The sequence below is a fragment of the Paraburkholderia azotifigens genome (assembly GCF_007995085.1).
In the GTDB taxonomy this organism is placed as follows: Bacteria; Pseudomonadota; Gammaproteobacteria; order Burkholderiales; family Burkholderiaceae; genus Paraburkholderia; species Paraburkholderia azotifigens.
Window position 1 is genome coordinate 3670916 of sequence record NZ_VOQS01000001.1, and the last position, 25811, is coordinate 3696726.

24 protein-coding genes are annotated in these 25811 nt (G+C 64.0%); 12 read left to right on the top strand and 12 right to left on the bottom strand.

The window, feature by feature from the left end; all coding sequences use genetic code 11:
- Window positions 1–11: 11 nt before the first annotated feature.
- Window positions 12–1184, bottom strand: a complete 1173-nt coding sequence (locus FRZ40_RS16545; protein WP_147234728.1) for a GNAT family N-acetyltransferase — start codon at window positions 1182–1184, stop codon at window positions 12–14.
- A 316-nt stretch (window positions 1185–1500) separates the two neighbouring features.
- Here FRZ40_RS16545 and FRZ40_RS16550 point away from each other — a divergent pair, with 316 nt between their 5' ends.
- Both FRZ40_RS16550 and glnK read left to right on the top strand, forming a co-directional pair.
- Window positions 1501–3558 (top strand): NAD(+) synthase, encoded by a 2058-nt coding sequence (locus FRZ40_RS16550; protein WP_147234729.1) that lies wholly within the window; start codon window positions 1501–1503, stop codon window positions 3556–3558.
- 131 nt (window positions 3559–3689) lie between these two features.
- Window positions 3690–4028, top strand: coding sequence for a P-II family nitrogen regulator (gene glnK / locus FRZ40_RS16555; protein WP_012401549.1), 339 nt, complete (start codon window positions 3690–3692; stop codon window positions 4026–4028).
- A 235-nt stretch (window positions 4029–4263) separates the two neighbouring features.
- Here glnK and FRZ40_RS16560 read toward each other — a convergent pair whose 3' ends face one another.
- The 5 genes from FRZ40_RS16560 to FRZ40_RS16580 form a co-directional block, all read right to left on the bottom strand.
- On the bottom strand, window positions 4264–5394 hold the full coding sequence (locus FRZ40_RS16560; protein ID WP_147234730.1) for a porin: 1131 nt from the start codon (window positions 5392–5394) through the stop codon (window positions 4264–4266).
- Between the two features lie 581 nt (window positions 5395–5975).
- Window positions 5976–6761 carry an ABC transporter ATP-binding protein gene (locus tag FRZ40_RS16565; RefSeq protein ID WP_028365649.1) on the bottom strand — a complete coding sequence of 262 codons (786 nt, stop codon included), beginning with the start codon at window positions 6759–6761 and terminating at the stop codon, window positions 5976–5978.
- Window positions 6762–6791: 30 nt separating this feature from the next.
- Window positions 6792–7505, bottom strand: coding sequence for an ABC transporter permease (locus FRZ40_RS16570; RefSeq protein ID WP_147234731.1), 714 nt, complete (start codon window positions 7503–7505; stop codon window positions 6792–6794).
- The gene (locus tag FRZ40_RS16575; protein WP_147234732.1) at window positions 7502–8191 is read right to left on the bottom strand and encodes an ABC transporter permease; all 690 of its coding nucleotides are present in this window, start codon (window positions 8189–8191) and stop codon (window positions 7502–7504) included. Before FRZ40_RS16575 ends, FRZ40_RS16570 begins: the two co-directional genes overlap by 4 nt.
- 348 nt (window positions 8192–8539) lie before the next feature.
- A complete protein-coding gene (locus FRZ40_RS16580; RefSeq protein WP_147234733.1) occupies window positions 8540–9316 on the bottom strand; it encodes an ABC transporter substrate-binding protein in 777 nt (258 codons plus the stop codon).
- Between the two features lie 517 nt (window positions 9317–9833).
- Between FRZ40_RS16580 and FRZ40_RS16585 the strand changes: the two genes are divergently transcribed.
- On the top strand, window positions 9834–10541 hold the full coding sequence (locus tag FRZ40_RS16585; RefSeq protein ID WP_028365645.1) for a pirin family protein: 708 nt from the start codon (window positions 9834–9836) through the stop codon (window positions 10539–10541).
- Window positions 10542–10649: 108 nt separating this feature from the next.
- On the opposite strand, the gene FRZ40_RS16590 is transcribed toward FRZ40_RS16585, so the two are convergent.
- Complete coding sequence (locus FRZ40_RS16590) at window positions 10650–11198, bottom strand: Spy/CpxP family protein refolding chaperone (protein WP_147234734.1); 549 nt, start codon at window positions 11196–11198, stop codon at window positions 10650–10652.
- Window positions 11199–11422: 224 nt separating this feature from the next.
- Between FRZ40_RS16590 and FRZ40_RS16595 the strand changes: the two genes are divergently transcribed.
- Both FRZ40_RS16595 and FRZ40_RS16600 read left to right on the top strand, forming a co-directional pair.
- Window positions 11423–12148 carry a response regulator gene (locus FRZ40_RS16595; protein WP_028365643.1) on the top strand — a complete coding sequence of 242 codons (726 nt, stop codon included), beginning with the start codon at window positions 11423–11425 and terminating at the stop codon, window positions 12146–12148.
- Entirely contained in the window at window positions 12132–13460 is a 1329-nt protein-coding gene (locus tag FRZ40_RS16600; protein WP_028365642.1) for an ATP-binding protein, read from the top strand. The genes FRZ40_RS16595 and FRZ40_RS16600 overlap by 17 nt, the downstream gene beginning before the upstream one ends.
- A 90-nt stretch (window positions 13461–13550) precedes the next feature.
- On the opposite strand, the gene FRZ40_RS16605 is transcribed toward FRZ40_RS16600, so the two are convergent.
- Window positions 13551–13817: a hypothetical protein gene (locus tag FRZ40_RS16605; protein WP_028365641.1), complete on the bottom strand. Its 267-nt coding sequence runs from the start codon at window positions 13815–13817 to the stop codon at window positions 13551–13553.
- Between the two features lie 149 nt (window positions 13818–13966).
- Window positions 13967–15646 (bottom strand): sensor domain-containing diguanylate cyclase, encoded by a 1680-nt coding sequence (locus FRZ40_RS16610; protein WP_028365640.1) that lies wholly within the window; start codon window positions 15644–15646, stop codon window positions 13967–13969.
- 731 nt (window positions 15647–16377) lie between these two features.
- On the opposite strand from FRZ40_RS16610, the gene FRZ40_RS16615 reads away from it, so the two are divergent.
- On the top strand, window positions 16378–18132 hold the full coding sequence (locus tag FRZ40_RS16615) for an ABC transporter permease (protein WP_147234735.1): 1755 nt from the start codon (window positions 16378–16380) through the stop codon (window positions 18130–18132).
- 22 nt (window positions 18133–18154) lie between these two features.
- Complete coding sequence (locus tag FRZ40_RS16620; protein ID WP_028365638.1) at window positions 18155–19501, top strand: ABC transporter ATP-binding protein; 1347 nt, start codon at window positions 18155–18157, stop codon at window positions 19499–19501.
- 64 nt (window positions 19502–19565) lie between these two features.
- Here FRZ40_RS16620 and FRZ40_RS16625 read toward each other — a convergent pair whose 3' ends face one another.
- From FRZ40_RS16625 to FRZ40_RS16635, 3 genes are all read right to left on the bottom strand, one after another.
- Window positions 19566–20120 (bottom strand): hypothetical protein, encoded by a 555-nt coding sequence (locus FRZ40_RS16625; protein WP_028365637.1) that lies wholly within the window; start codon window positions 20118–20120, stop codon window positions 19566–19568.
- Entirely contained in the window at window positions 20117–20629 is a 513-nt protein-coding gene (locus tag FRZ40_RS16630; protein WP_028365636.1) for a hypothetical protein, read from the bottom strand. Before FRZ40_RS16630 ends, FRZ40_RS16625 begins: the two co-directional genes overlap by 4 nt.
- Before the next feature lie 417 nt (window positions 20630–21046).
- Complete coding sequence (locus FRZ40_RS16635) at window positions 21047–22102, bottom strand: sigma-54 interaction domain-containing protein (RefSeq protein ID WP_028365635.1); 1056 nt, start codon at window positions 22100–22102, stop codon at window positions 21047–21049.
- Between the two features lie 453 nt (window positions 22103–22555).
- Between FRZ40_RS16635 and FRZ40_RS16640 the strand changes: the two genes are divergently transcribed.
- The 5 genes from FRZ40_RS16640 (at window position 22556) to FRZ40_RS16660 (ending at window position 25647) form a co-directional block, all read left to right on the top strand.
- Window positions 22556–22873, top strand: a complete 318-nt coding sequence (locus tag FRZ40_RS16640) for an ElaB/YgaM/YqjD family protein (protein WP_147234736.1) — start codon at window positions 22556–22558, stop codon at window positions 22871–22873.
- Window positions 22874–22942: 69 nt separating this feature from the next.
- Complete coding sequence (locus FRZ40_RS16645) at window positions 22943–23194, top strand: hypothetical protein (RefSeq protein WP_028365633.1); 252 nt, start codon at window positions 22943–22945, stop codon at window positions 23192–23194.
- 297 nt (window positions 23195–23491) lie between these two features.
- Window positions 23492–24898 (top strand): sigma-54-dependent transcriptional regulator, encoded by a 1407-nt coding sequence (locus FRZ40_RS16650; protein WP_028365632.1) that lies wholly within the window; start codon window positions 23492–23494, stop codon window positions 24896–24898.
- Between the two features lie 140 nt (window positions 24899–25038).
- Window positions 25039–25260 (top strand): hypothetical protein, encoded by a 222-nt coding sequence (locus tag FRZ40_RS16655; protein WP_147234737.1) that lies wholly within the window; start codon window positions 25039–25041, stop codon window positions 25258–25260.
- 174 nt (window positions 25261–25434) lie between these two features.
- On the top strand, window positions 25435–25647 hold the full coding sequence (locus FRZ40_RS16660) for a hypothetical protein (protein WP_028365630.1): 213 nt from the start codon (window positions 25435–25437) through the stop codon (window positions 25645–25647).
- Window positions 25648–25811 lie beyond the last annotated feature (164 nt).

Here is a 25811-nt window from a genome sequence, read left to right on the forward strand (position 1 = left end):
GTTTTTCCCTGTTATTCCTTGAACGGATTGTGTTCGCGCAGTTCGTCGACGTACGCGTGGATGTGATTCTTCTCGTTGTCGAGAAAGTGCGCAACGGCGTCCGAAAAGGCGGGATGCGCGAGCCAGTGGGTCGAGCGCGTGACGGTCGGCATGAAGCCGCGCGCCATCTTGTGCTCGCCCTGTGCGCCGCCTTCGAAGACGCCGAGCTTCTGCTCGATACAGAACTCGAGCGGCTGGTAGTACGCGGTCTCGAAGTGCAGGCAGGGCACGTGTTCGAGCGCGCCCCAGTAGCGGCCATAGAGCGTGCCGCCCGCGTTCGCGCCGTCGCGCTGATAGACGACGAGCGAACTGGCGATCGGCTTGCCCTCGTATTCGGCGATGACCATCATCAGATTCTCGGGCATCGACTCGCCGATCATCCGGAAGAAATCGAGGTTCAGATACGGACTGGAAAAGTGCTCGCGGTACGTTTGCCGATAGCACTTGCTGAAGAAGCGCCAGTCGGCGTCGCTGATGTCTTCGCCCAGCATGCGCCGGAACGTGATGCCCGCGTCGCGCACCTTGCGGCGCTCGGCGCGGATGTTCTTGCGCTTCTTCTGTTCGAGCGTCGACAGGAACTCGTCGAAGTCGCGGTAGCCGTCGTTGAGCAAGTGAAACTGCACGCCTTCGCGCTGCATCATGCCGAGATCCGTCAACGTCTGCGCTTCCTGTTCGGTCGGAAACAGCACGTGCAGCGATGACACGTCGGCCTGTTCGGCGAAGGCGACGAGCGTGGCGGCGAGATGGCGCAGCGCGTGGCTGTCGGCGGCCATCAGGCGCGTGCCCTGAACGGGCGTGAAAGGCACCGCGCACAGCAGCTTCGGATAGTAGGGCAGGCCGTTGCGCTTGTACGCGTCGGCCCATGCCCAGTCGAACACATACTCGCCGTACGAGTGGCTTTTCGCGTAGACGGGCGCGGCCGCGGCCAGCCGGCCCGTGCGCGGATCGGTCAGCGTGACGAACTGCGGCCCCCAGCCGGTATCGGCGACGGCGCAGCGCGTCGCGTGCAGCGCGCTCAGGAATTCATGGCGCAAGAACGGCGTGGGTTGTGCCTGGCGGCTCAACAACGCGTTCCATTCGGCGGCATCGACTTCGAGCGGGGAAGCGAGGATGCCCGCGCGGTAATCAAAACGTTCCTGGTTCAATCTGTTCGACCGTTGGCGATTCTTGATGCCATGCGCTCGCGATCGCTCGCAGCGTGGCTGGACGGGATAAAAGCGGACTGCGGCTTGCGCGTTCCGGCCGGTTCGCGCCAGGCTGCAAGGCAACGCGGGCGCGAAGCGGGCCGCCGCGCGGCGAACGGCCATGTTAAAGCAAATGCGCGCGCGTCGCGCGCGGCATGGCCAGCAGGCGCACATGATCGAGACCTTGAATGCGCTTACGGCTTATCATTTACGCTGTTCGATAGCAGCCGTTTCGCGCGCGACCGTCGTCCGGTGCGCGCCTTAGGAAATCTCTGACATGAAAGGCAATTTCTTCAACCTGTATTCGCATCGCTTTGCGCGCGTCGCGGTGGGTGTGCCGCGTTGCCGCGTCGCGGACCCGGCCTTCAACGCCGACGAAACGCTCAAGCTCGCGCACGAAGCCGCTGCAAAAGGCGCGGCGCTCGTCGCGTTTCCCGAACTCGGCTTGCCCGCCTACACCTGCGACGACCTCTTCCATCAACGCGCGCTGCTCGATGCATGCAAGACAGCGCTGGCAAAGATCGTCGATGCGTCGAAGAAGCTGCCCGTCGCGCTGATCGTCGGCATGCCGCTGCAGGTGGATCACAGCCTGTACAACTGCGCGATCGTGGTGGCGCGCGGCGCGGTGCTGGGCGCCGTGCCGAAGACCTATCTGCCCAATTACGGCGAGTTCTACGAGGCGCGCCAGTACGCACCCGCCGATTGCGCCGTCGCGCGCGACATCGATCTGCTCGGCCAGCGCGTGCCGTTCGGCGCCTCGCTGCTGTTCGAACTGACCGATGTGCCGGATTTCCGCTTTCACGTCGAGATCTGCGAAGACGTGTGGGTGCCCATTCCACCGTCGTCGTTCGCGGCCCTCGCGGGCGCGACGGTGCTCGTGAACCTGTCGGCGTCGAACGTCGTGGTCGGCAAGTCGGGCTACCGGCATCAGCTGGTCGGCCAGCAGTCGGCGCGCTGTCTTGCCGCGTATCTGTACACGTCGGCGGGACGCGGCGAGTCGTCGACGGACATGGCGTGGGACGGTCAGGCGCTGATCTATGAGAACGGCGAGATGCTCGCCGAGTCCGAGCGTTTTCTCGACGACTCGCACATGATCTTCGCCGACATCGATCTCGAACGGCTGTCGCACGAGCGCATGCGGCAGACCACGTTCGGCATGTCGGTGCAGCGTCATAAGGACGAAGCCGCGAAGTTTCAGGTTGTGCGTGTCGCGATCGGGCATGACGCTTCGCATGCTTTGCCGCTTGCTCGCAAGGTCGAGCGCTTCCCGTACGTGCCCGCCGACACGCGCCGCCGCGACGAGCGCTGCAACGAGGTCTACAACATTCAGGTGCAGGCGCTCGTGCAGCGACTGTCGGCGTCGAACATCCAGAAGGTCGTGATCGGCGTGTCGGGCGGGCTCGATTCGACGCATGCGCTGCTCGTCTGCGCGAAGGCGATGGACCGGCTCGCGCTGCCGCGCACCAACATCATCGGCGTAACGATGCCGGGCTTCGCGACCAGCGACCGCACGCTGAAGCAGGCGCGCGAACTGATGGACGTGGTCGGCTGCACGTCGATGGAAATCGATATTCGTCCGAGCTGCGAACAGATGCTGAAGGATCTCGGCCATCCGTACTCGGCGGGCGAGGCGAAGTACGACATCACGTTCGAAAACGTGCAGGCGGGCGAGCGCACGAATCATCTGTTCCGGCTTGCCAATTTCCATAACGGCATCGTGATCGGCACAGGCGATCTGAGCGAACTCGCACTCGGCTGGTGCACGTATGGCGTCGGCGATCACATGTCGCATTACAGCGTGAACGCAAGCGTGCCGAAGACGCTGATCACCCATCTGGTGCGCTGGGTCGCGGAGACGGGCGCCGTCGGCGAAAGCGGCTCGGATACGCTGCTCAACGTTCTCGCCACCGAGATCAGCCCGGAACTGGTGCCGGGCAAATCGGCGGGTGCGATCGAACAGAAGACGGAGTCGTTCATCGGCCCGTACGAACTGCAGGACTTCAATCTGTTCTACATCCTGCGCTACGGCTTCTCGCTGTCGAAGGTCGCGTTCCTTGCGCTGCATGCGTGGCGCGACAAGGAGCAGGGCGGCTGGCCGGAAGGCGCGCACGTCGCGCGCAACGAATACGATCTCGCCGCGATCAAGCACAATCTCGGCATTTTCCTGTGGCGCTTCTTCAAGACGAGCCAGTTCAAGCGGAGCTGCGTGCCGAATGCGCCGAAGGTCGGCTCGGGCGGTTCGCTGTCGCCGCGCGGCGACTGGCGAGCGCCGAGCGATTCGGAAGCCGTCGTCTGGACGGATGATCTTGCAACGGTTCCGGACAAAGCCGCCTGAGATCAGTCTTTATCTGCCGATCTGCGCGCGACGTCGCACGCGTTGTCATGCCCGAGGCTGGCAACGTGTGCGGTGCGGCGTAGAATCAACGCATCCGTACTTTCCTTTTTAGAACCGAGACGAGGCCTGCCATGAAACGCATCACCGCCATCATCAAACCGTTCAAGCTCGACGAAGTCCGCGAAGCGCTCGCCGAAGTCGGCCTGACGGGGCTGACGGTCACCGAGGTCAAAGGCTTCGGCCGCCAGAAAGGGCACACCGAGCTGTATCGTGGCGCCGAGTACGTCGTCGATTTTCTGCCGAAAGTGAAGATCGAAGTCGTCGTGTCGAACGACCAGTGCGATCAGGTGATCGATGCCATCATCGGCGCGGCGCGCACGGGCAAGATCGGCGACGGCAAGATTTTTGTCGCGGATGTGGAACGTGTGATCCGCATTCGCACGGGTGAGGAGAACGAAGCGGCTGTGTAAGTCGTGCCGCTAGTGCCGCGCGTTACCGCGGTGTGAGTGATGTGAAGAAGCGCCGGCGTTGCACCGCGCCGGTGCGTTGTGATGCACGCGTGAAGTGCCGAAGCGAAGTCGTAAGCGCCGTCGCGCGGGCAAATAAAAAAAGGTGCGACACCCTTTCGGACATCGCACCGATACGCGCCTCTCGCAGCAGCGTGAAAACCGTTTCTGTTACAGCTGTTCTGTTAGCACCGTTCGATTAGAACGAGTGCTGGATACCTGCGTACACGCCCGTCTGGCTGTGGCCCGGCAGCGGATTGTCCGTGCCGACCGTCGTGCCCGCCGGGTTAGCGTTCAGGCCGTAGTTAGCCGTCTTGCTGTTCTGGACCGTTGCGACCTGCAGGTCGAGCAGCGTGCGCTTCGACAGGTTGTACGAGCCGCCGACCGTGTAGATCGTCGCGTTGCCTGCACCGTTGTTGCCGTTCACATGGTAGACGGCTGCGATCAGAGCAGCTGCCGGCGTTGCTTGCCACGTGACACCGCCCCACTCGTGATCGAGCGTCGTCGGCGTGCCCGGCGTCGTTGCCGTGATACCCGACGTGCGGATTGCCTGGTACGCGCCCTGGATCTTGAACTGACCGAGGAACACGTTCACGAGAGCCGAGTACTCACGCGAGTAGTTGTACGAGTTGGTCAGCAGGCCCGTCGACGGGTTGCGGATTTCGTCATAGATACCGCGAACCTGGAAGAGCGACGACGTGTAGGTGACCTGTGCACCTGCCTCGCGGCCCTGGCCCGTCGGGTTGCCGTTCGCGTCGACCGGATTGTTACCGTTCCAGTTCGTCGTGTTCGACAGCGCGTACTGGCCGTAGAAGTCAAAGCCAGCGATCTTCGGCGACTGGTAAGCAACGTTGTTGCTCGATTGCGGCCAGTTGCGGCCACGAACCAGCGATGCCGACGACCAGTTCGATTGACCGAACGGATCGAAGTCCCACACGCCGTTCGAGATGAACAGCATGCGGCCCATCGTGAACGTACCGTATTGATCGCTTGCGAAGCCGACCGTCGCCCAGCGATTGAAGAGGCCGCCGCCGCCCGGGCCTGCGCCCGTCATCGTATTGAACGAGCCTTCCAACTGGAACACAGCCTTGTAGCCGCCGCCCAGATCTTCAGCGCCCTTCAAGCCCCACAGGCTGGTACCCCAGTCGCCGGACTCTGCGCGGAAGCGGTGCGTGCTACTCGTCGCGGTGCCGCCACCAGTTGCGCTCGTCGGCACACCCGACATGTACTCCAGACCAGCGTCCAGACGCCCGTACAGCGTCACGCTGCTCTGTGCGTGTGCTGCAACGCCGAAAGTCAGCAGCGCTGCGGCAGCCAAAGCTTTCTTCATCTTCTCCTCCATACCCTGTCAAAAAGTAAAGCCAGTACTGCGAGTGGTGCCCGGACGCCAGCAGCGCCGAGCAGGAATCTTTCTTCAGGGAGCGGCGCGGTGATCGGTTGTGTAGTCGACGCGCAGCCTTGCTGGCTGTCTGATCGTCTTGCCGATCCCTCGCGACCGGTATCTCCTGTTTGTTCGTTTTGAAGTGAAACTACTTTTCTTGAACTTTGTTTTGCTACTTTCGTTACTAATTTAGCAAAATACCCTTCGGTTGGCGAATAAATTAGTGATGCTCGGTAAAGATGTCTCTAAATTGCAATACCAATATGAGACAAGTGGGGCGCAGAGGGTTGCAAAACGGGCTTCTGGCCTTGGTCGGGCAAGGGACTCACCGTTGTTAATGACTTGTGTCAAGGATTGCCACTATTGACGGAGCAAATCGTCGAGAGTAGGCGGTTTTAGAACTGTCGTTCGCGCAGATGTTGGGATGCCGAAGCTTTTGGGCCCGCAGGAAGAAAAAGAGCGGCGCCGCGCAGAAATGAAAAAGGGCGCCGGTAAGCGCCCTGTAATACTACATAAACTACATTTCCGCGTTATTTCAGGCTGCCAGAGAGGAACTGCTTCAGACGTTCACTCTTCGTGTTCCTGAACACTTCGTCCGGGTGACCTTCTTCCTCGACGCGCCCCTGATGCAGGAACATCACGTGATTCGACACGTTGCGCGCGAACGCCATTTCGTGCGTGACGACGATCATCGTGCGGCCTTCTTCCGCGAGCGTCTGCATGACCTTCAGCACTTCGCCGACCAGTTCGGGATCGAGTGCCGAAGTGGGCTCGTCGAACAGCATCACGTCGGGGTTCATCGTCAGCGCGCGGGCGATGGCCACGCGCTGCTGCTGGCCGCCCGACAGATGCGACGGATACTGCTTCTCGACACGCGGCGCGAGGCCCACTTTCTCGAGGTAAGTGCGCGCGCGCGCTTCGGCTTCCTTGCGCGGAATGCCGAGCACGTGCAGCGGCGCTTCGATGATGTTCTCGAGCACCGTCATGTGCGTCCACAGGTTGAAGTGCTGGAACACCATCGACAGTCTGGTGCGCATCTTCTGCAGCTGCTTCGCGTCCGACACGCGCAGCGCGCCGTGCTTGTCCTTCTGCGTGCGAATCTCCTGACCTTCGACGAAGATGCGTCCGGCGTTCGGCTGCTCGAGAAAGTTAATGCAGCGAAGCATCGTGCTCTTGCCCGAGCCGGACGAGCCGATCACGCTGATCACGTCGCCGCGGTTCGCGCGCAGCGTGACGCCTTTGAGAACTTCGTTGTCGCCGTACTGCTTGTGCAGGTTGTCGACGAAAAGCATTTGCGGTGTTGCTGGAGTATTCATCGGGTTCCTTGACTTGCTTGTACGCCGTCGTTACTTGCCTTGCGGGCGCAGATAAGCGAGCCAGCGGCGCTCGGCGCGGCGGAACAGCCAGACGAGCGCAAAAGAGATGATCAGATAGAGCAGGGCGGCGATACCGAACGCGTCGAACGAACGGTAAGTGGCCGAATTCACGTCGCGCGCGATCTTCAGGATGTCCGGCACCGTCGCGGTGAAGGCGACCGTGGTGGCATGCAGCATGAGGATCACTTCGTTGCTGTAGTAAGGCAGCGCGCGGCGCAGCGCCGACGGCAGGATCACGCGGCGATACAGCGTGAACTGCGACATGCCGTACGCGCGTGCTGCTTCGATCTCGCCGTACGGCGTCGCCTTGATCGCGCCCGCGAAGATTTCCGTTGTGTACGCGCAGGTGTTCAGCGTGAAGGCGAGCAGCGTGCAGTGCATGCCGTCGCGGAAAAATGCGTTGGTCAGCGCGTTCGAACGGATGATTTCGAGGCTGTACAGACCCGTGTAGCAAAGCAGCAGTTGCACGTACAACGGAGTGCCGCGGAAGATATACGTATACAGCCACACCGAGGTCGACAGCCACTTCTTCTTCGACACGCGCGCCACGGCGAGCGGCACAGAGAGACAGAAGCCAAGGCCGATCGAGATGACCAGCAGCCACAACGTGATGACGACGCCCGTAAAGCGGTAGCCGTCCGTATACAGATAGTTGCGCCAGTATTCCTGGATCAGCTCGATCATAGTTCCGCCTTGCGCACGCCAGTCGAGTAGCGTTTTTCGAGGTACATCAGCACGAAGTTCGATGCTGTCGTGATGAGCAGATAGATGGCGCCTGCCATCAGCGTGAAGAAGAAGAACCGCAGCGTGCCTTTGCCCGCATCCTGCGAGGCCTTGACGACATCCGCGAGACCGATGATCGAGACGAGCGCCGTCGCCTTGACCATCACCTGCCAGTTGTTGCCGATGCCGGGCAGCGCGAAGCGCATCATCTGCGGGAACATGATCCGGGTGAACACCTGCCAGCCCGTCATGCCGTATGCTGCGCCCGCTTCGAGCTGGCCGCGCGGCACGGCGAGGAAGGCGCCGCGGAAGGTTTCCGTGAAGTACGCGCCGTAAATGAAGCCGAGCACGGCGACGCCGGCGACGAACGGATCGATGTCGATCTGATCCCAGCCGAGCATGTCGGTCAGATTGTTCAGCCAGATCTGGATGCTGTAGAAGAGCAGCAGCATCAGCACGAGATCGGGGACGCCGCGAATCAGTGTCGTGTAGATGGTGCCGATGCTGTACGTCACCCGGTTCTTCGACAGCTTCGCTGCCGCGCCGAGCAGGCCGAGCAGGAACGCGAGCGCGAGCGACAGGATAGCCAGCTTGACGGTCTGCACCGTGCCGGCAAAGATGATCGGGCCGTAGCCTTGAAAGAGCATAGTGAGTCCTTGACGACGCTCCCGCGCGCCGCGAAAGACGCGGCAATGCGTACGCTGCGGCGGTTCGTGCGAAGGCGGATGCCGCTTGCCTTCGATGTCTCCCGTGCGGCGCACAGCATGCCGCTGTGCGAATCATGACTGCCTGGCCTGTCAAGCTTGGGCGGCCGGCAGCGCGTATTTTGCTTCCGTTGTTGCTGCGTCTGTTGCTGAGTTTTTTGCTGCGTTTTTTGCTGCGTTTGCTGCTGGGTTGCTGCCTGATCTGCTGCTGGGTCCGACTGTATTACGAAGCTCGCTGGCGGGCCCATCCGGGCCAGCCCCGAGCTTGTGTTAGCGCCGCTGGCGATTCGTTTAGCGGCTCTGATAGATCTCGACGTCGAAATACTGCTTCTCGAGCCTCGTGAACGTGCCGTCCTGGTGAACGCCCGCGAGCGCCTTGTTCAGCATCGCCTTCAGATCGCCGTCTTCCTTGCGCACGCCGATGGCCGTGCCTTCGCCGATCGTCTTCGCGTCCTTCACGTCCGGGCCCGCCCACGCGAAGTCCTTGCCGCGCGGCGTCTTCAGGAAGCCGGAGTCGGCCTGCAACTCGTCCTGCAACGCGGCGTCGAGACGCCCCGTCGCCAGATCCGCGTACACCTGATCCTGGTTCTGGTAAGGCACGATCGTCACGCCTTTGGGCTCCCAGTACGCCTTCGCGTACGCTTCCTGCGTCGAGCCCTGCTCGACGCCCACGCGCTTGCCCTTCAGCGACTGCGCCGTCGGCAGCAGCGGCGAGCCCTTCTTCGCGATCATGCGCGCGGGCGCGTCGAACAGCTTGCCGGAGAAGTCGATCTGCTCGCGGCGCTTGTCGGTGACGGTCAGCGACGACACGATGATGTCGTACTTCCTGGCCTTGAGCGCCGGGATGATGCCGTCGAGATCCTGCGGAATCCACACGCACTTTACGTTCATCTTCGCGCACAGCGCCTTCGTCAGATCCACGTCGAAACCGACCATCTGGCCGCCCGGCGCGATCGACTCGAACGGCGGATAACTGGCGTCGACCCCGATGCGCACGGTTTTCCATTCTTTTGCCATGACTCCCGAAGCCATGACGGCGAGCGCCACGCACAGTGCGTACTTCTTCATGTTTCTCCTGACTTCCCGTCGCCGCGGCGCCTGCGCGCGGCGACGGCAGCGGCTCGCGGCCGTCGCCATTCTAGGCGGACAAAAATGCGCTGCCCCGAACTGGCGGCGGATTGTTTCGGTGCTGTTGCCGTCCGACGCCCCTTCCAGAGACGACCGTTGCGCGTTTTTCCTGGCGTGCGGGCGGCCGCCAGCTCGCCGGGCGGCCCGTCCGCACGCGCGACGCGTGCCGACCCGTTCCAAAAAGCGCGGTATTTTACCCGAACCGGCGGGCGGTGCCAGTAGTCTCCGTGGGAAAAAGCCCTTTGCCGCCAGAGACATGCGGGTGCGCGGCGACGCTGCGGCAGTCCGCCGCCCGTTTTCGAAGCGGCGAGGCGGCCGATGCAGGGCGCATCGCGCGGCCTTGCGGCCTTGCGTCATTGCCGTCATTTCTGAAACGATCCGGTGCGGCGGCGCGGATTGTTCTACCCGTGCGCAGCCCATACATTCCTGTCATCGCCAATTTTCACGAGAGAGTCACATGATCAGGATCCGCCGTTCCGACGAGCGTGGCCACGCCAACCACGGCTGGCTGAACGCGAAGCACAGCTTTTCGTTTGCCGACTACCACGATCCCGAGCACATGCACTTCGGTCCGCTGCGCGTGATCAACGAGGATCGGATCGCCGCCGGGCAGGGCTTCGGCACGCACGGGCATCGCGACATGGAAATCGTCACCTATGTGCTCGACGGCGCGTTGTCGCACCGCGACAGCCTCGGCAACGGCTCGACGATCCGTCCGGGCGACGTACAGCGCATGAGCGCGGGCACGGGCGTGATGCACAGCGAGTTCAACGGCTCGCAGGAAGATCCGCTGCATCTGCTGCAGATCTGGATCATCCCGAAGCGCGCGGGCGATGCACCGGGCTACGAGGAAAAGCGCTTCGAAGACGCAGACAAGCGTGGACGGCTGCGCGTCGTGGCGTCGCCGGAAGGCCGCGACGGTTCGGTGACGATCCACGCCGATGCGTCGATCCTCGCCGGACTGTTCGATGGCGCGGAGCGCGCCGAATATACGCTCGCGGCGGGGCGGCAGGCGTATGTGCACGTCGCGCGCGGTGCCGTCACGGTTAACGGCGAGGCGCTGAAGGCAGGCGATGCCGCGATGGTGACCGATGCCGGGAACGTCACCGTCGAAAACGGCGAAGCTGCTGAAGTGCTGCTGTTCGATCTGGGACAGTTGCGTTAAGCGTCGTCGTAACGCTGCTTGCGTCCGCACGTTTGCGGCGGACCATGAGCAAACGCCGCGGAAGCTGCCTTCCGCGGCGTTTCTTTTTTGTGCGGAAGCGCTTTCCGCTTACGGCTTCACAGCGGAAGCCGCCGCATCGCCGCGATGCTTCTCCCAACGCTCGTGCATCCTTTCATGACGCTGCTCCATCTTCGCGAAGTGCTGCTTGAGCGCGGTGCTGACGGTGGTCTTCTGCTGGTCGTTCAGACCGTTGTAGAAGTTGAGCCATGCCGTCGCCGTCTGTTCGCGCAGCTGCGCATCCTTCTGCTCGATCTGCTGATGCGCGGCGTGCATCGCGTTCAAGTCGAGGATCGGCTGCTGCTGCATCTGTTTGAACTGCTGGCGCATCTGCTCGCGATTCGCGCGTTCGGCTTCATGGCTTTGCTTCATCGTGTCGAGCGCGGCCTGCCACGACTTTTCCTGGTCCGCGTTCAGCTTCAGTTGCCCGTGCAACTGGTTCAGTTCCTTCATGAAGCCGCCATGACGCCAGCCCGGACCGCCGTGTCCCATGCCAGGACCGCCGGGGGCGTCCGACGGCTGCGCGGCGAAGGCGGACCCGAGACTCAGTGCAAGCGATGCAGCGGCAACGGCGAGAAAGCGTGATGTTTTTTTGGACATGACTGTGCTCCTTGATCAACTGGCCGACGATGCCGCCCGTCTCGAAGGTGGACTGGCGTGCATTCGGTAAGGCACAGCGTAGAGGCATCGAACGGGGGCCGTGTTACGCGTATCCTTGCGGAAGTTACGCGACATTACGTGCGCCTTTCGCAGTAACACCCGGTAACCCTTTGGCGGGTCGGATGGGTCGGAAACCCGATGGGGTGCGCGTTACACTTCGAGACATGGCTACTCAAATTCTTGTCGTCGACGACGACGTCGAACTGCGCGACCTGCTGCGCGACTACCTGGCCCGTCAGGGCATCGAGGTTTCGGTGCTGCACGACGCCAGCTCCCTGGAACGCCGTATCGAGCGCGAACGGCCCGACCTGATCGTGCTCGACCTGATGATGCCGGGCGTCGACGGCCTGACGGCGCTGCGCAAGCTGCGCGCCTCGGGCGACGACATCCCCGTCATCATGCTCACCGCGCGTGCCGACGACGTGGACCGCATCGTCGGGCTTGAACTCGGCGCGGACGATTACCTCGGCAAGCCGTTCAATCCGCGCGAACTGCTGGCGCGCGTGCAGGCGGTATTGCGCCGCCGCAAGACGCTGCCGTCGGCGGCCGCGCCCGAACAGCGCGAACCGTTCTCGTTTGGCCGTTTCACGCTGGATTTCCAGTCGCGCGCGCTGCATCAGGAAGGCAAGCCGCTGACGCTGTCCGGCAGCGAATTCGCGCTCCTGAAGATTTTCGTCAATCACCCGATGCGCACGCTCACGCGCGAGCGCCTGCTCGAACTGCTGCACGGTCCCGAATACGACGGCACCGACCGCGGCATCGACGTGCAGGTGTGGCGCCTGCGGCGCATTCTCGAAACCGATCCGTCCGTGCCGCGCTTCATTCAGACAGTACGCGGACGCGGCTACGTGTTCGTCCCCGACGGCGAGCAACATGCGGCGCCCAATTGATTCGCTGTTCGGGCGGCTGGCGCTGCTCGTGGTGTGCGTGTTGCTGGTGTCGCATTTCGCGTGGTACCTGCTGGTGCGCTTCGAGCGCAACCAGTCGCAGACGCGTTATGCCGTCGAAGAGGCCGTGTTCCTCGTCGATGCGGTGCGCGATCACGTAAGACGCGAGCCGGATCAGCCGTTGCCGTCGCGCGTGCGCCTCGTCGATCCCGCGAGCGCGGACGTGCCCGCCGAAGTGCCCAATCTGCCGCCGCCGCTCAACCGTTTCGTCGACGACGTGCGCGACCGTCTGCCCACTTCGACGCAGGTGCGCGTCGGCACGCCCGGCAAGCCGCCCACGCTGTGGGTGCGCGCGGCGAGCGACGCCAGCTGGATCGTCGTGCCCGTGCAGCCGTTGCGGCCGCCGCGCTCGCTCGACCGGATGGTTCTGTGGCTCGGCATCATCTTCTCGGCGGGCGTGATGGCGGCGCTTTTTGCCGCGTGGCAGCTGCAGCAGCCGCTGCGCTCGCTTGCGCAGGCCGTGACGCGCTTCGGGCGCGGGCTGCCTGTGCCGCCCGTGCGCGAACGCGGTCCGCGGGAATTGCGGCAGCTGACGCACGGCTTCAACCAGATGGTGCAGGAAGTGGCGCGCACCGAGCACGATCGGGCGGTGATGCTGGCAGGCGTCGCGCATGACCTGAAGACGCCGTTGGCGCGTCTGCGTCTGCGCGCCGAGATGATGGAAGAAGCGAAGATGCGCGACGGCGTCGTGCGCGACGTGGATTCGATGACTCACATCGTCGAGCAGTTTCTGGTGTTTGCGCATGACGGCGCGGATCGCAGCGAGCCCGTCGACGTGGACGGCCAGTGCGAGCGTGTGGTGCGCAGCTATCGCGCCGTCTCGGGCGGCGCGTCGACCGTGCAGACCGATCTGCGCGCGGGAGCCGGGTTCAGGCTGCCTGCCGCGACGCTCGACCGGATCCTGTCCAATCTGCTCGATAACGCGCATGCGTATGGTGCGCCGCCCGTCGTCGTCGCGACGGCGCGCACGCCGCAAGGCTTCACGCTGTCGGTCACCGACAATGGCAACGGCATTGCCGCTCAGGATCTGATCAACGCGAGCCGTCCGTTCGTGCGGCTCGATCCGGCCCGCGGCGGCAACGGCCACAGCGGCCTCGGCCTCGCGATCGTCGAGCGGCTCGTGCGGCGCGCGGGCGGCGAATGGCAGATCGGCAATAACGATGCGGCGAGCGGCGGACGCGGCTTGCGCGTGCAGATGACGTTTCCGCTGGAATCGGTGACACGCACGGCGGCGGCGTCGGAAAGCGTCTGGTGAGTGCTATGCGCCGCGCCGTCAGGCTGCGCGGCGTTGCAAGAGAGAGGGGCGTGAGTGCTGCGAAAGGCCCCGCGAACAACGCGTTGCGCTTTACTCGGTGAAGAGCGTGTTGAGCGCGGCGGCGGCTTCGCTGTCCACCGTGTTCCACGTCACCGTGTCGGCCTCGAAGATGTAGTGCGTCGTGTATTTGCCAAGACGCGCGAGGATCTCGTCCTGTATGACTTCGGGCGCCACGTCCAGTTTCAGATACCACGTGGTCGACGACAGGCGCGTCTGAAACGCGCCGTATTCTGCGAGCAGATGGTCGAAAGCGTCAGCGTCCTGATCGCGGCAGACGATGACCAGATTTCCCTTCATGCGAACCTCCGGGGGAGCGTAAAGCAGTGATCACAACTTTCGTATGAAAGCCGATGATACCTGCTTGTGCTCCGCTTGCCCGGCGGGCTGGACACGCGCAATGCGGCGTGCATCGCTCGCCTGCCTTCGAGACCCGCTGGCAATAACGATTACCAGACGTTGACGGGCGCGCGCGTCGGCGGCGCGGTGTCGTCGGGCGGCACGGCTTCGCTGCGGTCGCGGCCGCCCTGTTTCGCGGCATAGAGCGCCTGGTCCGCGCGGCTGATGATGCGCTCGGGCAGGTCTTCCGCCGACAGCTCCGTAATACCGATACTTACGCTCAGACCCACCGACTGCGGCAGCTTCGACGACGGCATCGCCTTCAGCCGCACGCGCAGGCGCTCGACCACTTCGAGTCCCGTGCCGAGCGGCGTGGTGGGCAGCAGAATGCCGAACTCTTCGCCACCGAGCCGGCCGATCGCGTCGCTGCCGCGCAGCTCGGAACGGCAGGTGTCGACGAAATGCTCGAGCGCGCGGTCGCCGGCCGCGTGCCCGAAGCGGTCGTTGATCTGCTTGAAGTGATCGAGGTCGGCGATCGCCATGCACAGCGGTTCGCCCGTCGCGCGGGCCCGATCGATCTCATGGCGCAACAGGTCGAGGAAGTAGCGGCGCGACAGCGCGCCCGTCAGCGCGTCGTGACGCGCTTCCGCGGACAGCAGCGTGTTCGCCGACTGCAGCTGTTCGGCGAGCACGCGGGTCGCACGGTGATGGCGCCGCTCGCGCAGATACGACACGGTGATCACCCACGCGAGCGCCACCGTGCCCGCGAGCGTCAGGAACACCAGCAGATGGTCGCGCTTGTGATTGCGCATCAGTTCGGGCCAGGCGACGAGCGGATCGACGAGATGCGCGGACAGACCTGAGTTCAGGCCGCTGCGCGACTGGTAGAGCGTCGGGATCGGCTGGCCGGGCATGTCGAACAGCTGGTCGGCGATTTCGGCGGGCACCCACGGCGCATCGCCGCGCACCTGGCTCTTCACGGGCCGGATCTGGACGGCGGGGAAGCGGTCGCGATGGTAGGTGCTCATGCGCTCGCCAGCGCTCATCTGCGTGACGCGCGAGGCGGGCATCGCCTGGCCTTCGAGCGCCGCGTTGTGCGCCATGATGATCACGCCGTTGTCGTCGGTGACGAAGGTGCCCGCGTGCGCGACCCAGTGGCGCAGCCGCGCGATGCCGACCTTGGCGACGATCGCGCCGACCAGCAGCCCGTCGTCGTAGACGGGCGCCGAAATGAAGATGCCCGGCTCGCCGCTCATGCGGCCGACGCCGTACGCTTCGCCGAACGCGCCGAGCAGGGCGTTGGTCAGATAGCTGCGCGAGCGCATGTCGAGGCCGACGAACGAATGCGTGTTCTGCGCGTTGCTCGCGGCGACGCACAGCCCGTTGGCGTTGACGAGCCAGATGATGTCGAGGCCCGAGAAGCCCTGGGCATCGCGCAAAAAGCCGTCGATGCCCGCCAGTTCGGGCGATTTCAACAGCTCTTCGCGGTGCGCGGGTTCCAGGTCGACGCCTGAAGCGGCATAATTCTGCGAATGCGTCAGAGCCTGCTGGATCACGCCCAGCTCGGCCATGGTGGCGGGTATGGCACGGGACATGGCCAGATCGCTCGCGATCACTTCGGCCATGTTGTAGACAATCGAGGCGGACATCTGCCGCTGCTGGCGCAGTGCGGTATCCAGTTCTTGCTGTACCATCCGGTCCGCGACCAGGCCGGATGCGAACCAGCATGCGAGCACGACCAGTACGAAACTGGCCGGTCCCAATGCCTGGCGCAAGGTTGTCCTTTTCATCGACCCTCTGATCCGTCTGACTGATTCATGCAACAACGTCTCTCGTTGCAACGCGCTGGCGCTGGGCCGTTCCTGTCGATTCTTGCCGTGCGCCGCACGGAGCCAGGATAATGCGCCGCGCCGCCGTCCTCGTCGCCGGCGGCCAGCAGGTTCTCGCCGCTCCCCGATTTTAACCGCCGCACGGCCCGACGCCAGTCAGGATTTGCGCGCGCGAGAGCCCGTGTGGAGTATTAACGGCCTCTGGCGGGACTTTCTGAATAGCGGCGGGGCGAATGGGATGTGGATCGGGATGTGGCTCGCGCGCGACGGTTCGCTGCAAGCGGGTGGCAAGCCCGTCCCCTTGCCGCACGCGGCCTGCCGCTTACAGAAGCCTTTGTAGAACCATTCGGCGTGACATTTGAATGTCAACGGTTGTTTCTGTCACACAGGTTGTAGTAGTGTCGTGCCGTCCAAAATGAGGAAAGCTCGCCGGTCTGCTGGCGGCGGCCCGCGCAACACGATCGCGTCGGCCGTAAGTGCAGGCCCGCACGGGGCGCCGCGCAACGTATTCGTCGCCGGCCAATGCGTATTCAACGCCAACGATTTACCGCGCATTTGCGTTTTGCCATGCCTGAATTCCGCTTTCCGGATCGAACCTCGGACCGTCGTGCCGCCGCCATCCATGACGGCGCGAGCGTAGCCATCACGGCTTGCTGCGTGGCTGCGTCCCGCTGCGAACGGGAGGCTGCCTGATGGATCTGTTCAGCTTCACCCTGAATCGCACCGCCAATGCGTCAGCCTGGCGGGTGCTGCCCAACCGCTGGGACTTCATCGCCTTCCCGCTGATCATCTGCCTGATCGCGATGGCCGTCGTCGGCTTCCACGAAACGATGGCGCCCATCTCGACATTGCAGAGCGCGCCTATCTCGCTCGACCCGGCCAATCTGCCTGAGTACGCGCTGCGCACCACGCTGCGCATGCTCGCCGCGATGGTGGCGTCGCTGATCTTCACGCTCGTGTACGGCACGCTCGCGGCCAAGAGCCGCCGCGCGGGCCAGGTGCTCGTGCCGATTCTCGACATCCTGCAGTCGGTGCCCGTGCTCGGCTACATCTCGTTCACGGTGACGTTCTTCCTCGCGCTGTTTCCGTCGCGCGTGCTGGGCGCCGAGCTGGCCGCGATCTTCGCGATCTTCACGAGCCAGGCATGGAACATGACCTTCAGCTTCTACCAGTCGCTGCGCACGGTGCCGCGCGATCTGGACGAAGTGTCGAAGGGTTTCCATCTGACGTCGTGGCAGCGCTTCTGGAAGCTCGAAGTGCCGTTCTCGATGCCCGGCCTCATCTGGAACATGATGATGTCGATGTCGGGCGGCTGGTTCTTCGTGGTGGCGTCGGAGGCGATCACGGTCGGCAATCACACGATCACGCTGCCGGGCGTCGGCGCATATCTGGCGCAGGCCATCGCCGACAAGAACCTGCACGCGATCGGCTGGGTGATCCTGACGATGACGGTCGTGATCCTCGCGTACGACCAGTTCCTGTTCCGTCCGCTCGTCGCGTGGACCGACAAGTTCCGCATGGAGAACACGAGTTCCGGCGACGCGCCCGAGTCGTGGCTGCTCGACCTGATCCGCCGCACGCGCCTGATTCACCGTCTGCTCGTTCCGATCGGCTGGATGTTCGCGAAGGCCGCGCGCGTGCCGATCCGCTGGCCGAGCATGAGCGCGGTGAGGTTCGCGAAGCCGGCGGAGCACAAGTCGTCGAAGACGGGCGATATCGTGTGGGCCGTGATCGTCGTGCTGGCGACGGCCTACGTCGTCTATCGCGTGATCGCCTATGTGCGCACGGGCGTCACGCTCGATGAAGTCGGCCATGTCTTCGTGCTGGGCCTGCTCACGCTGCTGCGCGTGACGCTGCTGATCGCGCTCGCTTCAGTGGTGTGGCTGCCCGTTGGCGTGCTGATCGGGCTGCGTCCCGCGCTGGCCGAAAAAGTCCAGCCTGTTGCGCAGTTCCTCGCCGCGTTCCCCGCGAACCTGCTGTTCCCGGCCTTCGTGATCGTGATCGTCAAGTTCGATCTGAACCCGGACATCTGGCTCTCGCCGCTGATCGTGCTCGGCACGCAGTGGTATATCCTGTTCAACGTGATTGCGGGCGCGAGCGCCTATCCGAACGACTACAAGGAAGCCGCGAAGAATTTCCGCATCCGCGGCTGGCAATGGTGGCGTCAGGCGATGCTGCCGGGCGTCTTCCCGTACTACGTGACGGGCGCGATCACGGCCTCGGGCGGCGCGTGGAACGCGAGCATCGTCGCGGAGGCCGTGCAGTGGGGCAATACGAAGCTTGCCGCGCACGGGCTCGGCGCGTATATCGCCGAATACACGGCCGCGGGCGACTATCCGAAGATCATTCTGGGCATCGCGGTGATGTCCCTGTTCGTGTCCCTCTTCAATCGCGTGTTGTGGCGTCCGCTGTACGCCTACGCCGAAAGCCGCCTGCGGCTCGATTGAGATTCATTGAAGGCAAAACGCGATGCAAAATCCGAAAACCGTAACGGCTGCCACGCCGATGCAGACGCCGCCGATGCCACCGCGCCTCGGCGAAGAAATCCTGCGCGTCAAGGACGTATGCCGCGGATTCAACAAGACGCAAGGCGAACTGCTCGTTCTCGACGACGCGAATCTGTCGCTGCGCGAAGGCGAGATCGTCGGTCTGCTGGGGCGCTCGGGCTCGGGTAAGTCGACGCTGCTGCGCATCATCGCCGGGCTGATCGAGCCGACGGATGGCGAAGTGACCTACATGGGCAAGCCGCTCAAGGGGCCCGCCGAAGGTGTCGCGATGGTGTTCCAGACCTTCGCGCTGTTCCCGTGGCTGACCGTGTTGCAGAACGTGGAAGCCGGTCTCGAAGCGCTCGGCGTCGGGGCGCGCGCTCGCCGCGAACGCGCGCTCGCCGCGATCGACCTGATCGGTCTCGACGGTTTCGAGAACGCCTATCCGCGCGAGCTGTCGGGCGGCATGCGCCAGCGCGTCGGCTTTGCGCGCGCGCTCGTCGTCGATCCGACGCTGCTGCTGATGGACGAGCCGTTTTCCGCGCTCGACGTGCTGACGGCCGAAACGCTGCGTACCGACCTGCTCGATCTGTGGACGCAGGGCCGCATGCCCATCAAGTCGGTGCTGATCGTCACGCACAACATCGAGGAAGCCGTGTTCATGTGCGACCGGATTCTCGTGCTGTCGTCGAACCCGGGCCGCGTGATCGCCGAGATCAAGGTGCCGTTCAAGCATCCGCGCAACCGTCTGGACCCGGCGTTCCGGCGTCTCGTCGACGACATCTACGCGAAGATGACGGCGCGCCAGACGGACGAAAAGACCAAGAAGGGACTCGAGCTGCATAGCTGGCTGCCGCATGTGTCGACCAACCTGATGGCGGGTCTGATCGAAACGCTCGCCGCCGCGCCGTATCACGGCCGCGCGGACATGCCGGAAATCGCGCGCTCGCTGCATCTGGAGGTGGACGATCTGTTCCCGATCGCCGAGGTGCTGCAGCACCTGGGTTTCGCGGACGTGCGCGAGGGCGACATCTTCCTGACGCCGCCTGCGCGCGTGTTCGCCGAGTTCGGCACGCAGGAACGCAAGCTGATGTTCGCCGATCATCTGCTCAAGCACGTGCCGCTCGCGGCGCGGATCAAGAAGGTGCTGAACGAGCGTCCGGGCCACCGTGCGCCGCGCGTGCGCTTCGAGCAGGAGCTGGAAGACTTCCTGTCGGACAGCGCCGCAGAAGAGACGCTCGATGCCGTCATCAACTGGGGCCGTTATGCGGAGATCTTCTCGTATAACGACCAGACTGAGATCTTCAGTCTCGAGGACGTCGAGTCCTGACAGGCGGGGCAGGGCAATGACAAAGGGGAGCCGCGGCTCCCCTTTGTTTTTCCGGCACCTGGCGTTACTGCAGGTTGCCCCAGCGGTCGACAGCCGGTTCCGCCGATGCCCATTTCCAGTAGCCCTTGTTGTCGCCCTGGCAGGCGCTCGCCGTGTACCAGTAGACCTTCGAGTCGGGCTTGTCGCCGTCGACGACCGAGAACACGAACTCCTTGCAGATGGCGAGCGACGACGCGAACGCACGCGTCACGCGCACCTGGCCGTGACCGTTTTCGATGGGCAGCGTGTGCTTGACGCTCCAGTCGCGCGTTTCGCCGACGGGCATCGCGCCCGCGAGCGCGGCGATCACGTCCTGCTGATCCGTGTGCATCACGCGCAGATATTGCGCGACGGCTGCGTCGGTGGCCGCCTGCACGGCAATGCCGACGCCGATACCCACAGCGGGATTGGCCGTGACGATGCCCGTCGCCGCACCGGCGCCTGCGCCTGCCGCCGCGCCGACGGACGCCGAGCTGCAGCCGCTGACGATTGCGCCCGCACCGATGCACAGCGCGCCGACGAGTGCGAGCCGCGCGGCCGTCGCGCTGCTCGCGTGTCCGATTGCCTCGCGCGCGTTCATTGCAGCGAGCCCCAGCGCTCGGTCGCGGGTTCGGCCGACGCCCACTTCCACGCACTGCCGTCACGGCAGATCGACGCGACATAGAACGCGCTCGACGCAGGCACGTTTTTGGTCGCGGTTTTGTCGACAGAGAAGACGATCTCCTTGCAGTCGAGTTGGCCTGCGCTGATCGTGCGGCTGACCGTCACGCGTCCATGTTCGTCTTCTTCGAGCGGCACTGAATGCGTGATGCTCCACGGCGCGACGGCGCCCACCGCGAGCGGGCCGGCCGCCACGGCGATGCTGTCCTGGGTATTGCGATGGATCACACGCTCCGAGTACTGCACGCCCGCTCGCGCGGCCGCCACGGCGCCGAGGCCGATACCCGTCGCGACGGCGGCATTATTGGTCACCTTCGCCGCGATGGCCGCGCCGGCGATACCGGCGCCCGCTGTGGCGCCTTCCGAGTACAGCGAGCTGCAACCGCTCAGCCCCGTGACGAGGGCGACAGCCAGTGCTGCAATTGGCATGACGCTCGGGAAGTTCGGACGCCGCCGGGAGAGCCAGGTGATCGGCTGCGCGGAGTGCGTGTCACGGTGCGTTGCTTTATGCATTCTTTGTCATTGCTCCTGCTCTTGCCTTCGGCGCGTGCAGCGCGCCTGCGCGGAGGCAGACTACGTCTGATTTTTTCGCTGCGGCATTGTGCAGGATGCCTTTTGTAATTGGCATAGGGAAAATGCAAGCAATTGCAAAAGATGCTGCGAGGCCGTGGTCTTTCTGGTCCGGCAACGAGCAGTTCGCATGCCTGAACGAGTCATGCGTGGGCGCGCGCGGTGTGTTTCGAGGGAAGAGGGGGCGCGGCTTCACGCGAAGCCGCGAAGGGAATCAGAAGAAGGCAGTGCAAAACCGGCACGCACAGCAATGCAATGTGCGCGCGCCCGTGCCCGTCAGTTGTCGTCGGGATTCGACTCTTCGTCGCCGTACGTGCTGAGGCGGTTGTAAAGCGTCTTGAGACTTACGCCGAGCGCTTTGGCGGCACGCCGCTTGTCGCCGCCGCAATACTTGAGCGTGCCGAGGATGATCTGTTTCTGCGCGTCGGCGAGCGGCGTGCCGATCCACACGCTCATCGAGTCGCCGACCGTGACGGGCTTCTTCACGCGCGACATCAGGTGCGGATGCGGCAACTCCACCGCCTTCTCCGCCAGGATGAACGCGCGATACACGGCGTTCTTCAACTCGCGTACGTTGCCGGGCCACGACCAGGTGCGCAGCGTTTCCATCGAACGCTTGCTGAAGACCTTGTTCGTGCCTTCCTGGCGATTGAGCTCGTCGAGAAAGTGCAGCGCGAGCAGTTCGCGGTCGCCTTCGCGTTCGCGCAGCGGCGGCGCGCGCAGCGGGAACACAGCGAGCCGGTACATCAGGTCTTCGCGCAGTCCGTTTTCCTTGACGGCGACGGCCGGGTCGCGATTGGTCGCGGCAATCACGCGCACGTCCCCACGAATCAGCTCGGTGCCGCCGACACGATAGAACGTGCCCGTCTCCAGCGCGCGCAGCAGTTTGACCTGGCGCACGGGCGCCATTTCGGTGACTTCGTCGAGAAACAGCGTGCCGCCGTTCGCGTGCTCGAAATAGCCGACGCGGCCCTGGACCGCGCCCGTGAAGCTGCCTTTTTCATGGCCGAACAGTTCGGCCTCGATCAGTTCGTCGGGAATCGCGCCGCAATTGACGGCGACGAACGCGCCGTCCTTGCGCGCGCTGTGCTCGTGAATCGTGCGGGCGATCAGCTCCTTGCCCGTGCCCGATTCGCCGATGATGAGCGCGGTCGCATCCGTCGCGGCCACGCGGTCGATCTGTTCATAGAGATCCAGCATGACGGGCGACGAGCCGAACAGCGTGCCGTAAGACTTTAGTCCCGGGACGTTGTCGACCGCGCGTTGCCTCGTCTGCGACGCACCGCCGCTATCGGCTTCGGTGGCGGGCGAGTCCAGATCGGTTGACGACATAGCGAAGGGTGTCCTGTGCAATTTCGGGTGGGTGTCGTGAATGGCGCAGGCCAGTATCGAGTGCGTGGATTGCCTTTGTAGAGTGGTCCACTATCTCACAAAAGGCAATTTAACCACTGGCGCGCTATTTCCGGCAAGGCGCATGCAAGTTTCGCGTTCACGGGAAATGCGCAAACGTTGGCGTACGATCGGTACGCGATGCCGGCAAAACTTGCGTCAATGGAAAACGGCATCGGCAAGTTTGTCCGTTCGCGGCATGCTTCGTCGCTTTGTCTCGCTTTGTTTCGACAGCCCGGCGACGCGGGGAACTCGGCCCGCGCGAGTGGATCGCACAAGGATGCCGGGAACGGCCGTTGCAAGGCATGTGGATGGTGCGAGGGATGCGGCGCGGGCCGGAACCGCCGCCGTCGGAACAGGACAAGTCCCGGCCCCGCGCCAGAAAAGGAGATTGCAATGACGGAAACCACTGAACAGCTCGCCCTTGGTCGACAAAAGATCGTCCAGGATCTCGGCGTGCTGTTGACCGATTCGGAAGAAATGCTGCGGCTCGCGGCGGCCGTGCCGGGCGAAGGTCTCGATGCGCTGCGCGAGCGGCTGCGCACCCATGTTGATTCCGTGCAGCACGCGCTCGCCGATGCGCAGACCTCGGCACAGCGGCGCTACCGCAGCGCGACCGTCCAGACGGAGCGCTATGTGCGGCAAAACCCGTGGCAATCGCTCGGTATCGCGGCCGGAATCGGCTTCGCGCTCGGCCTGCTCGCTGCGCGCTGAACGTCACTGAGGCGGCGCCGCGCTCGCAGCGCGACGGTTCATTCCATTCACGACAACCAGGAGTTCAAGATGGCACGACCCAAAATCGGCGTATTCGGCGCTCTGTTCGCCGTGGGTAGCGTATTGGCGTGGCGCTGGGTGCAAAAGCAGCGTGCCGCGCAGCAGCCGCTCGCGCGCGACCTGACACGCTGGGAAGGCGAGGGCGGCTCCGTGACGGACCCCGCGCAACCTGCACCGGGCGCGCAGATGGCGCCCGCCACGCATCTGCGTAACGGCAACGGCGCCGATCACAGCGATCCATGGCCGTTCCCGCGTAGCTGAGGCGGCATCCGCGGCGGCGGACGCCCTTGCGCCGCCTATGCGGACTTGATGTTTTTTCGATGTAAGGCCGTATAATGATCAAAAACAACAACAATAAGCGCCTTTACTAGCAAAAATTACAGCAATTGTTGCGCGGGTGCGTTGATTCGGAAAGTTCTTCCGGTTGAGGCGTTCGGTGCCGCGAGGCAGGCGTATGCTTGAATTCGCGGTGCGCGGGCGCTTTCGTCGTTGGCGGCTTTCCGGCGGAACGCATGCTGCGCGTATTCACTACCAGCACTTACGAGCTTTCCATACGCGATGCCACATGTATTGATTGTCGATGACGATCCGAGCACCCGCGAAGCGCTTGCGGCCATCATCGCGGAAGACGGGCTGACGACGGCGACGGCGGGCGACCTGCGCGAAGCCCGCATCCAGCTCGTGCGGCAGATGCCGGACGTCGTGTTTACCGATCTGAAACTGCCTGACGGCACGGGCGTCGACCTGTTCGAGGATCTCGATCCGCGTTCGGGCGTCGAATTCGTCGTGATCACGGGTCACGCGACGGTCGAATCCGCCGTGAGCGCTCTCAAAATGGGCGCCGCCGATTACCTCGTGAAGCCCATCAACATGCAGCGCGTGAAGTCGATCCTCGCGCGTCTGCCGCGTGCGGGCGACCTGAAGGCCGAAATCGGCACGCTGCGCGGCGAACTGCGGCGCATGGGCCGCTTCGGGCTGATGCTCGGCAACTCGGGCGTCATGCAGCAGGTGTACGACCAGATCAGCCGCGTCGCGCCAACGGCCGCGTCGGTGATGCTGGTCGGCGAATCGGGCACGGGCAAGGAAGTCGCCGCGCAGACGCTGCATCAGCTGAGCTTGCGCCGCAAGCACGCGTTTCTCGCTGTCAACTGCGGCGCGATTTCGCCGAACCTGATCGAATCGGAGATGTTCGGCCACGAGCGCGGCGCGTTCACGGGCGCGGACCGCCAGCACAAAGGGTATTTCGAACGCGCGAACGGCGGCACGCTGTTCCTCGACGAAATCACCGAAATGCCGATCGAGCTGCAGGTGAAGCTGCTGCGCGTGCTGGAGACGGGCATGTTCATGCGCGTCGGCACGACGAAGGAAATCGAGACCGACGTGCGCCTGATCGCCGCGACCAACCGCGATCCCGAGCAGGCCGTGCTGGAAGGCAAGCTGCGCCTCGACCTGTATCACCGCCTCAACGTGTTTCCGATCAGCCTGCCGCCTCTGCGCGAACGGGGCAAGGACGTCGAACTGCTCGCGCAGTCGTTCCTCGACGAACTGAACGAGCAGCACGGCACGAAGAAGCACTTCCCGCCCGCCGTTCGGGAGATGCTCCTGTCGTACCCGTGGCCCGGCAACGTGCGTGAGCTGAAGAACTACGTGCAGCGCGCGCACATCATGTCGGGTACGGATTCGGACACCACCGCCACGGTGCCGCTGCAGATTTCGCTGTCGAAGCCGACGGCGGGCACGGCGATCACGATTCCGTTCGGCACGTCGCTCGCCGAGGCAGACCGTCAGCTGATTCTCGCCACGCTCGAGCAATGCGGCGGTGTCAAAACGCGCGCCGCGGAGATTCTCGGCATCAGCCTGAAGACGCTGTACAACCGGCTCGTCGAGTATGGCAACGACGCGGGCCGCGCCGAGGGCGACGACGTCAGCGACGAGCCGCAGGCGCTCGGTAAAGCAGACGCCTGAGTTCGCCCATCACCCGTGCTGGATGACGCCGTCCGACCCCTGCGGACGGCGTCAGAACGGCACAGGCTTTGCTGAATTCCGTTCATGCAGTCGAAAGCGCATCAGCGACGACGACAGCGAACGAAAACAGGGAGCCCATCATGCCGGACCACGACGCCGTCTACGATATCCACGCGCACGATCCCGAACCCGGTACGCCTGAAACGCCGCCCGAACCGGGGCAGCCGGGTCAGCCCGACACCGTCCCCGACCCGACGCGCGAACCCGTCGAACCCGACACGCCCGCCATCGGCGATCCGCCGCCGCAACCGTCGCAAACACCTCATACGAATGGCCGCATGACACTGCTGCCGGAGTTTTGACGCGCCGCATTCGGGCGTGGCGGCGAGCAGCGCAAATGGCGCGCCTGAAACCTGTACCCGTTACAAAACCGCCGAACTTTTTACCGGCAAATTACGTTCATCGGCCTAGACTTATGTGATGCGGCTCGGGCGAACCCTCGTCCGGGCACTGGCCTTCCCCTGGAGGCGTCCATCATGAGACATCCCGCATTGCGGCGCTCCGCGCGCCATTCGAAGCGCGACCAGCGCCCAGCCGGCGGCACGGGCAATCCACCGAGCACGCCCGATCCGGCGCACGAGAACCGCGCAGCGCCTGGCGCCCCGCCAGACGGGGATCACAACCAGGGCGGCACGCGCCAGGAAGGGCTGGATTACCAGCGCGACCTGGGCTCCGAACAGGACGCCTGAAGTCCATTTCCCGGCCCCCTCGGGCCGGTTCGTCGAGCGAATAATCTGCTGCGCGCGGGCTCGCCGACAGCGGGTTTTTGCTCGTCTGTCACATTTGCATACATTTTTATTCTGCGTCGTTCGATAAAGCGGCATAGGACTTGCGTGCCGTAAGGAAAGTATCA

Excerpts from the sequence above, each read along its gene's own strand:
- FRZ40_RS16550 (WP_147234729.1), top strand. The coding sequence starts at position 1,501 with ATGAAAGGCAATTTCTTCAACCTGTATTCGCATCGCTTTGCGCGCGTC.
- glnK (WP_012401549.1), top strand. The coding sequence starts at position 3,690 with ATGAAACGCATCACCGCCATCATCAAACCGTTCAAGCTCGACGAAGTC.
- FRZ40_RS16560 (WP_147234730.1), bottom strand. The coding sequence starts at position 5,394 with ATGAAGAAAGCTTTGGCTGCCGCAGCGCTGCTGACTTTCGGCGTTGCA.
- FRZ40_RS16565 (WP_028365649.1), bottom strand. The coding sequence starts at position 6,761 with ATGAATACTCCAGCAACACCGCAAATGCTTTTCGTCGACAACCTGCAC.
- FRZ40_RS16570 (WP_147234731.1), bottom strand. The coding sequence starts at position 7,505 with ATGATCGAGCTGATCCAGGAATACTGGCGCAACTATCTGTATACGGAC.
- FRZ40_RS16575 (WP_147234732.1), bottom strand. The coding sequence starts at position 8,191 with ATGCTCTTTCAAGGCTACGGCCCGATCATCTTTGCCGGCACGGTGCAG.
- FRZ40_RS16580 (WP_147234733.1), bottom strand. The coding sequence starts at position 9,316 with ATGAAGAAGTACGCACTGTGCGTGGCGCTCGCCGTCATGGCTTCGGGA.
- FRZ40_RS16585 (WP_028365645.1), top strand. The coding sequence starts at position 9,834 with ATGATCAGGATCCGCCGTTCCGACGAGCGTGGCCACGCCAACCACGGC.
- FRZ40_RS16590 (WP_147234734.1), bottom strand. The coding sequence starts at position 11,198 with ATGTCCAAAAAAACATCACGCTTTCTCGCCGTTGCCGCTGCATCGCTT.
- FRZ40_RS16595 (WP_028365643.1), top strand. The coding sequence starts at position 11,423 with ATGGCTACTCAAATTCTTGTCGTCGACGACGACGTCGAACTGCGCGAC.
- FRZ40_RS16600 (WP_028365642.1), top strand. The coding sequence starts at position 12,132 with ATGCGGCGCCCAATTGATTCGCTGTTCGGGCGGCTGGCGCTGCTCGTG.
- FRZ40_RS16605 (WP_028365641.1), bottom strand. The coding sequence starts at position 13,817 with ATGAAGGGAAATCTGGTCATCGTCTGCCGCGATCAGGACGCTGACGCT.
- FRZ40_RS16610 (WP_028365640.1), bottom strand. The coding sequence starts at position 15,646 with ATGAAAAGGACAACCTTGCGCCAGGCATTGGGACCGGCCAGTTTCGTA.
- FRZ40_RS16615 (WP_147234735.1), top strand. The coding sequence starts at position 16,378 with ATGGATCTGTTCAGCTTCACCCTGAATCGCACCGCCAATGCGTCAGCC.
- FRZ40_RS16620 (WP_028365638.1), top strand. The coding sequence starts at position 18,155 with ATGCAAAATCCGAAAACCGTAACGGCTGCCACGCCGATGCAGACGCCG.
- FRZ40_RS16625 (WP_028365637.1), bottom strand. The coding sequence starts at position 20,120 with ATGAACGCGCGCGAGGCAATCGGACACGCGAGCAGCGCGACGGCCGCG.
- FRZ40_RS16630 (WP_028365636.1), bottom strand. The coding sequence starts at position 20,629 with ATGCCAATTGCAGCACTGGCTGTCGCCCTCGTCACGGGGCTGAGCGGT.
- FRZ40_RS16635 (WP_028365635.1), bottom strand. The coding sequence starts at position 22,102 with ATGTCGTCAACCGATCTGGACTCGCCCGCCACCGAAGCCGATAGCGGC.
- FRZ40_RS16640 (WP_147234736.1), top strand. The coding sequence starts at position 22,556 with ATGACGGAAACCACTGAACAGCTCGCCCTTGGTCGACAAAAGATCGTC.
- FRZ40_RS16645 (WP_028365633.1), top strand. The coding sequence starts at position 22,943 with ATGGCACGACCCAAAATCGGCGTATTCGGCGCTCTGTTCGCCGTGGGT.
- FRZ40_RS16650 (WP_028365632.1), top strand. The coding sequence starts at position 23,492 with ATGCCACATGTATTGATTGTCGATGACGATCCGAGCACCCGCGAAGCG.
- FRZ40_RS16655 (WP_147234737.1), top strand. The coding sequence starts at position 25,039 with ATGCCGGACCACGACGCCGTCTACGATATCCACGCGCACGATCCCGAA.
- FRZ40_RS16660 (WP_028365630.1), top strand. The coding sequence starts at position 25,435 with ATGAGACATCCCGCATTGCGGCGCTCCGCGCGCCATTCGAAGCGCGAC.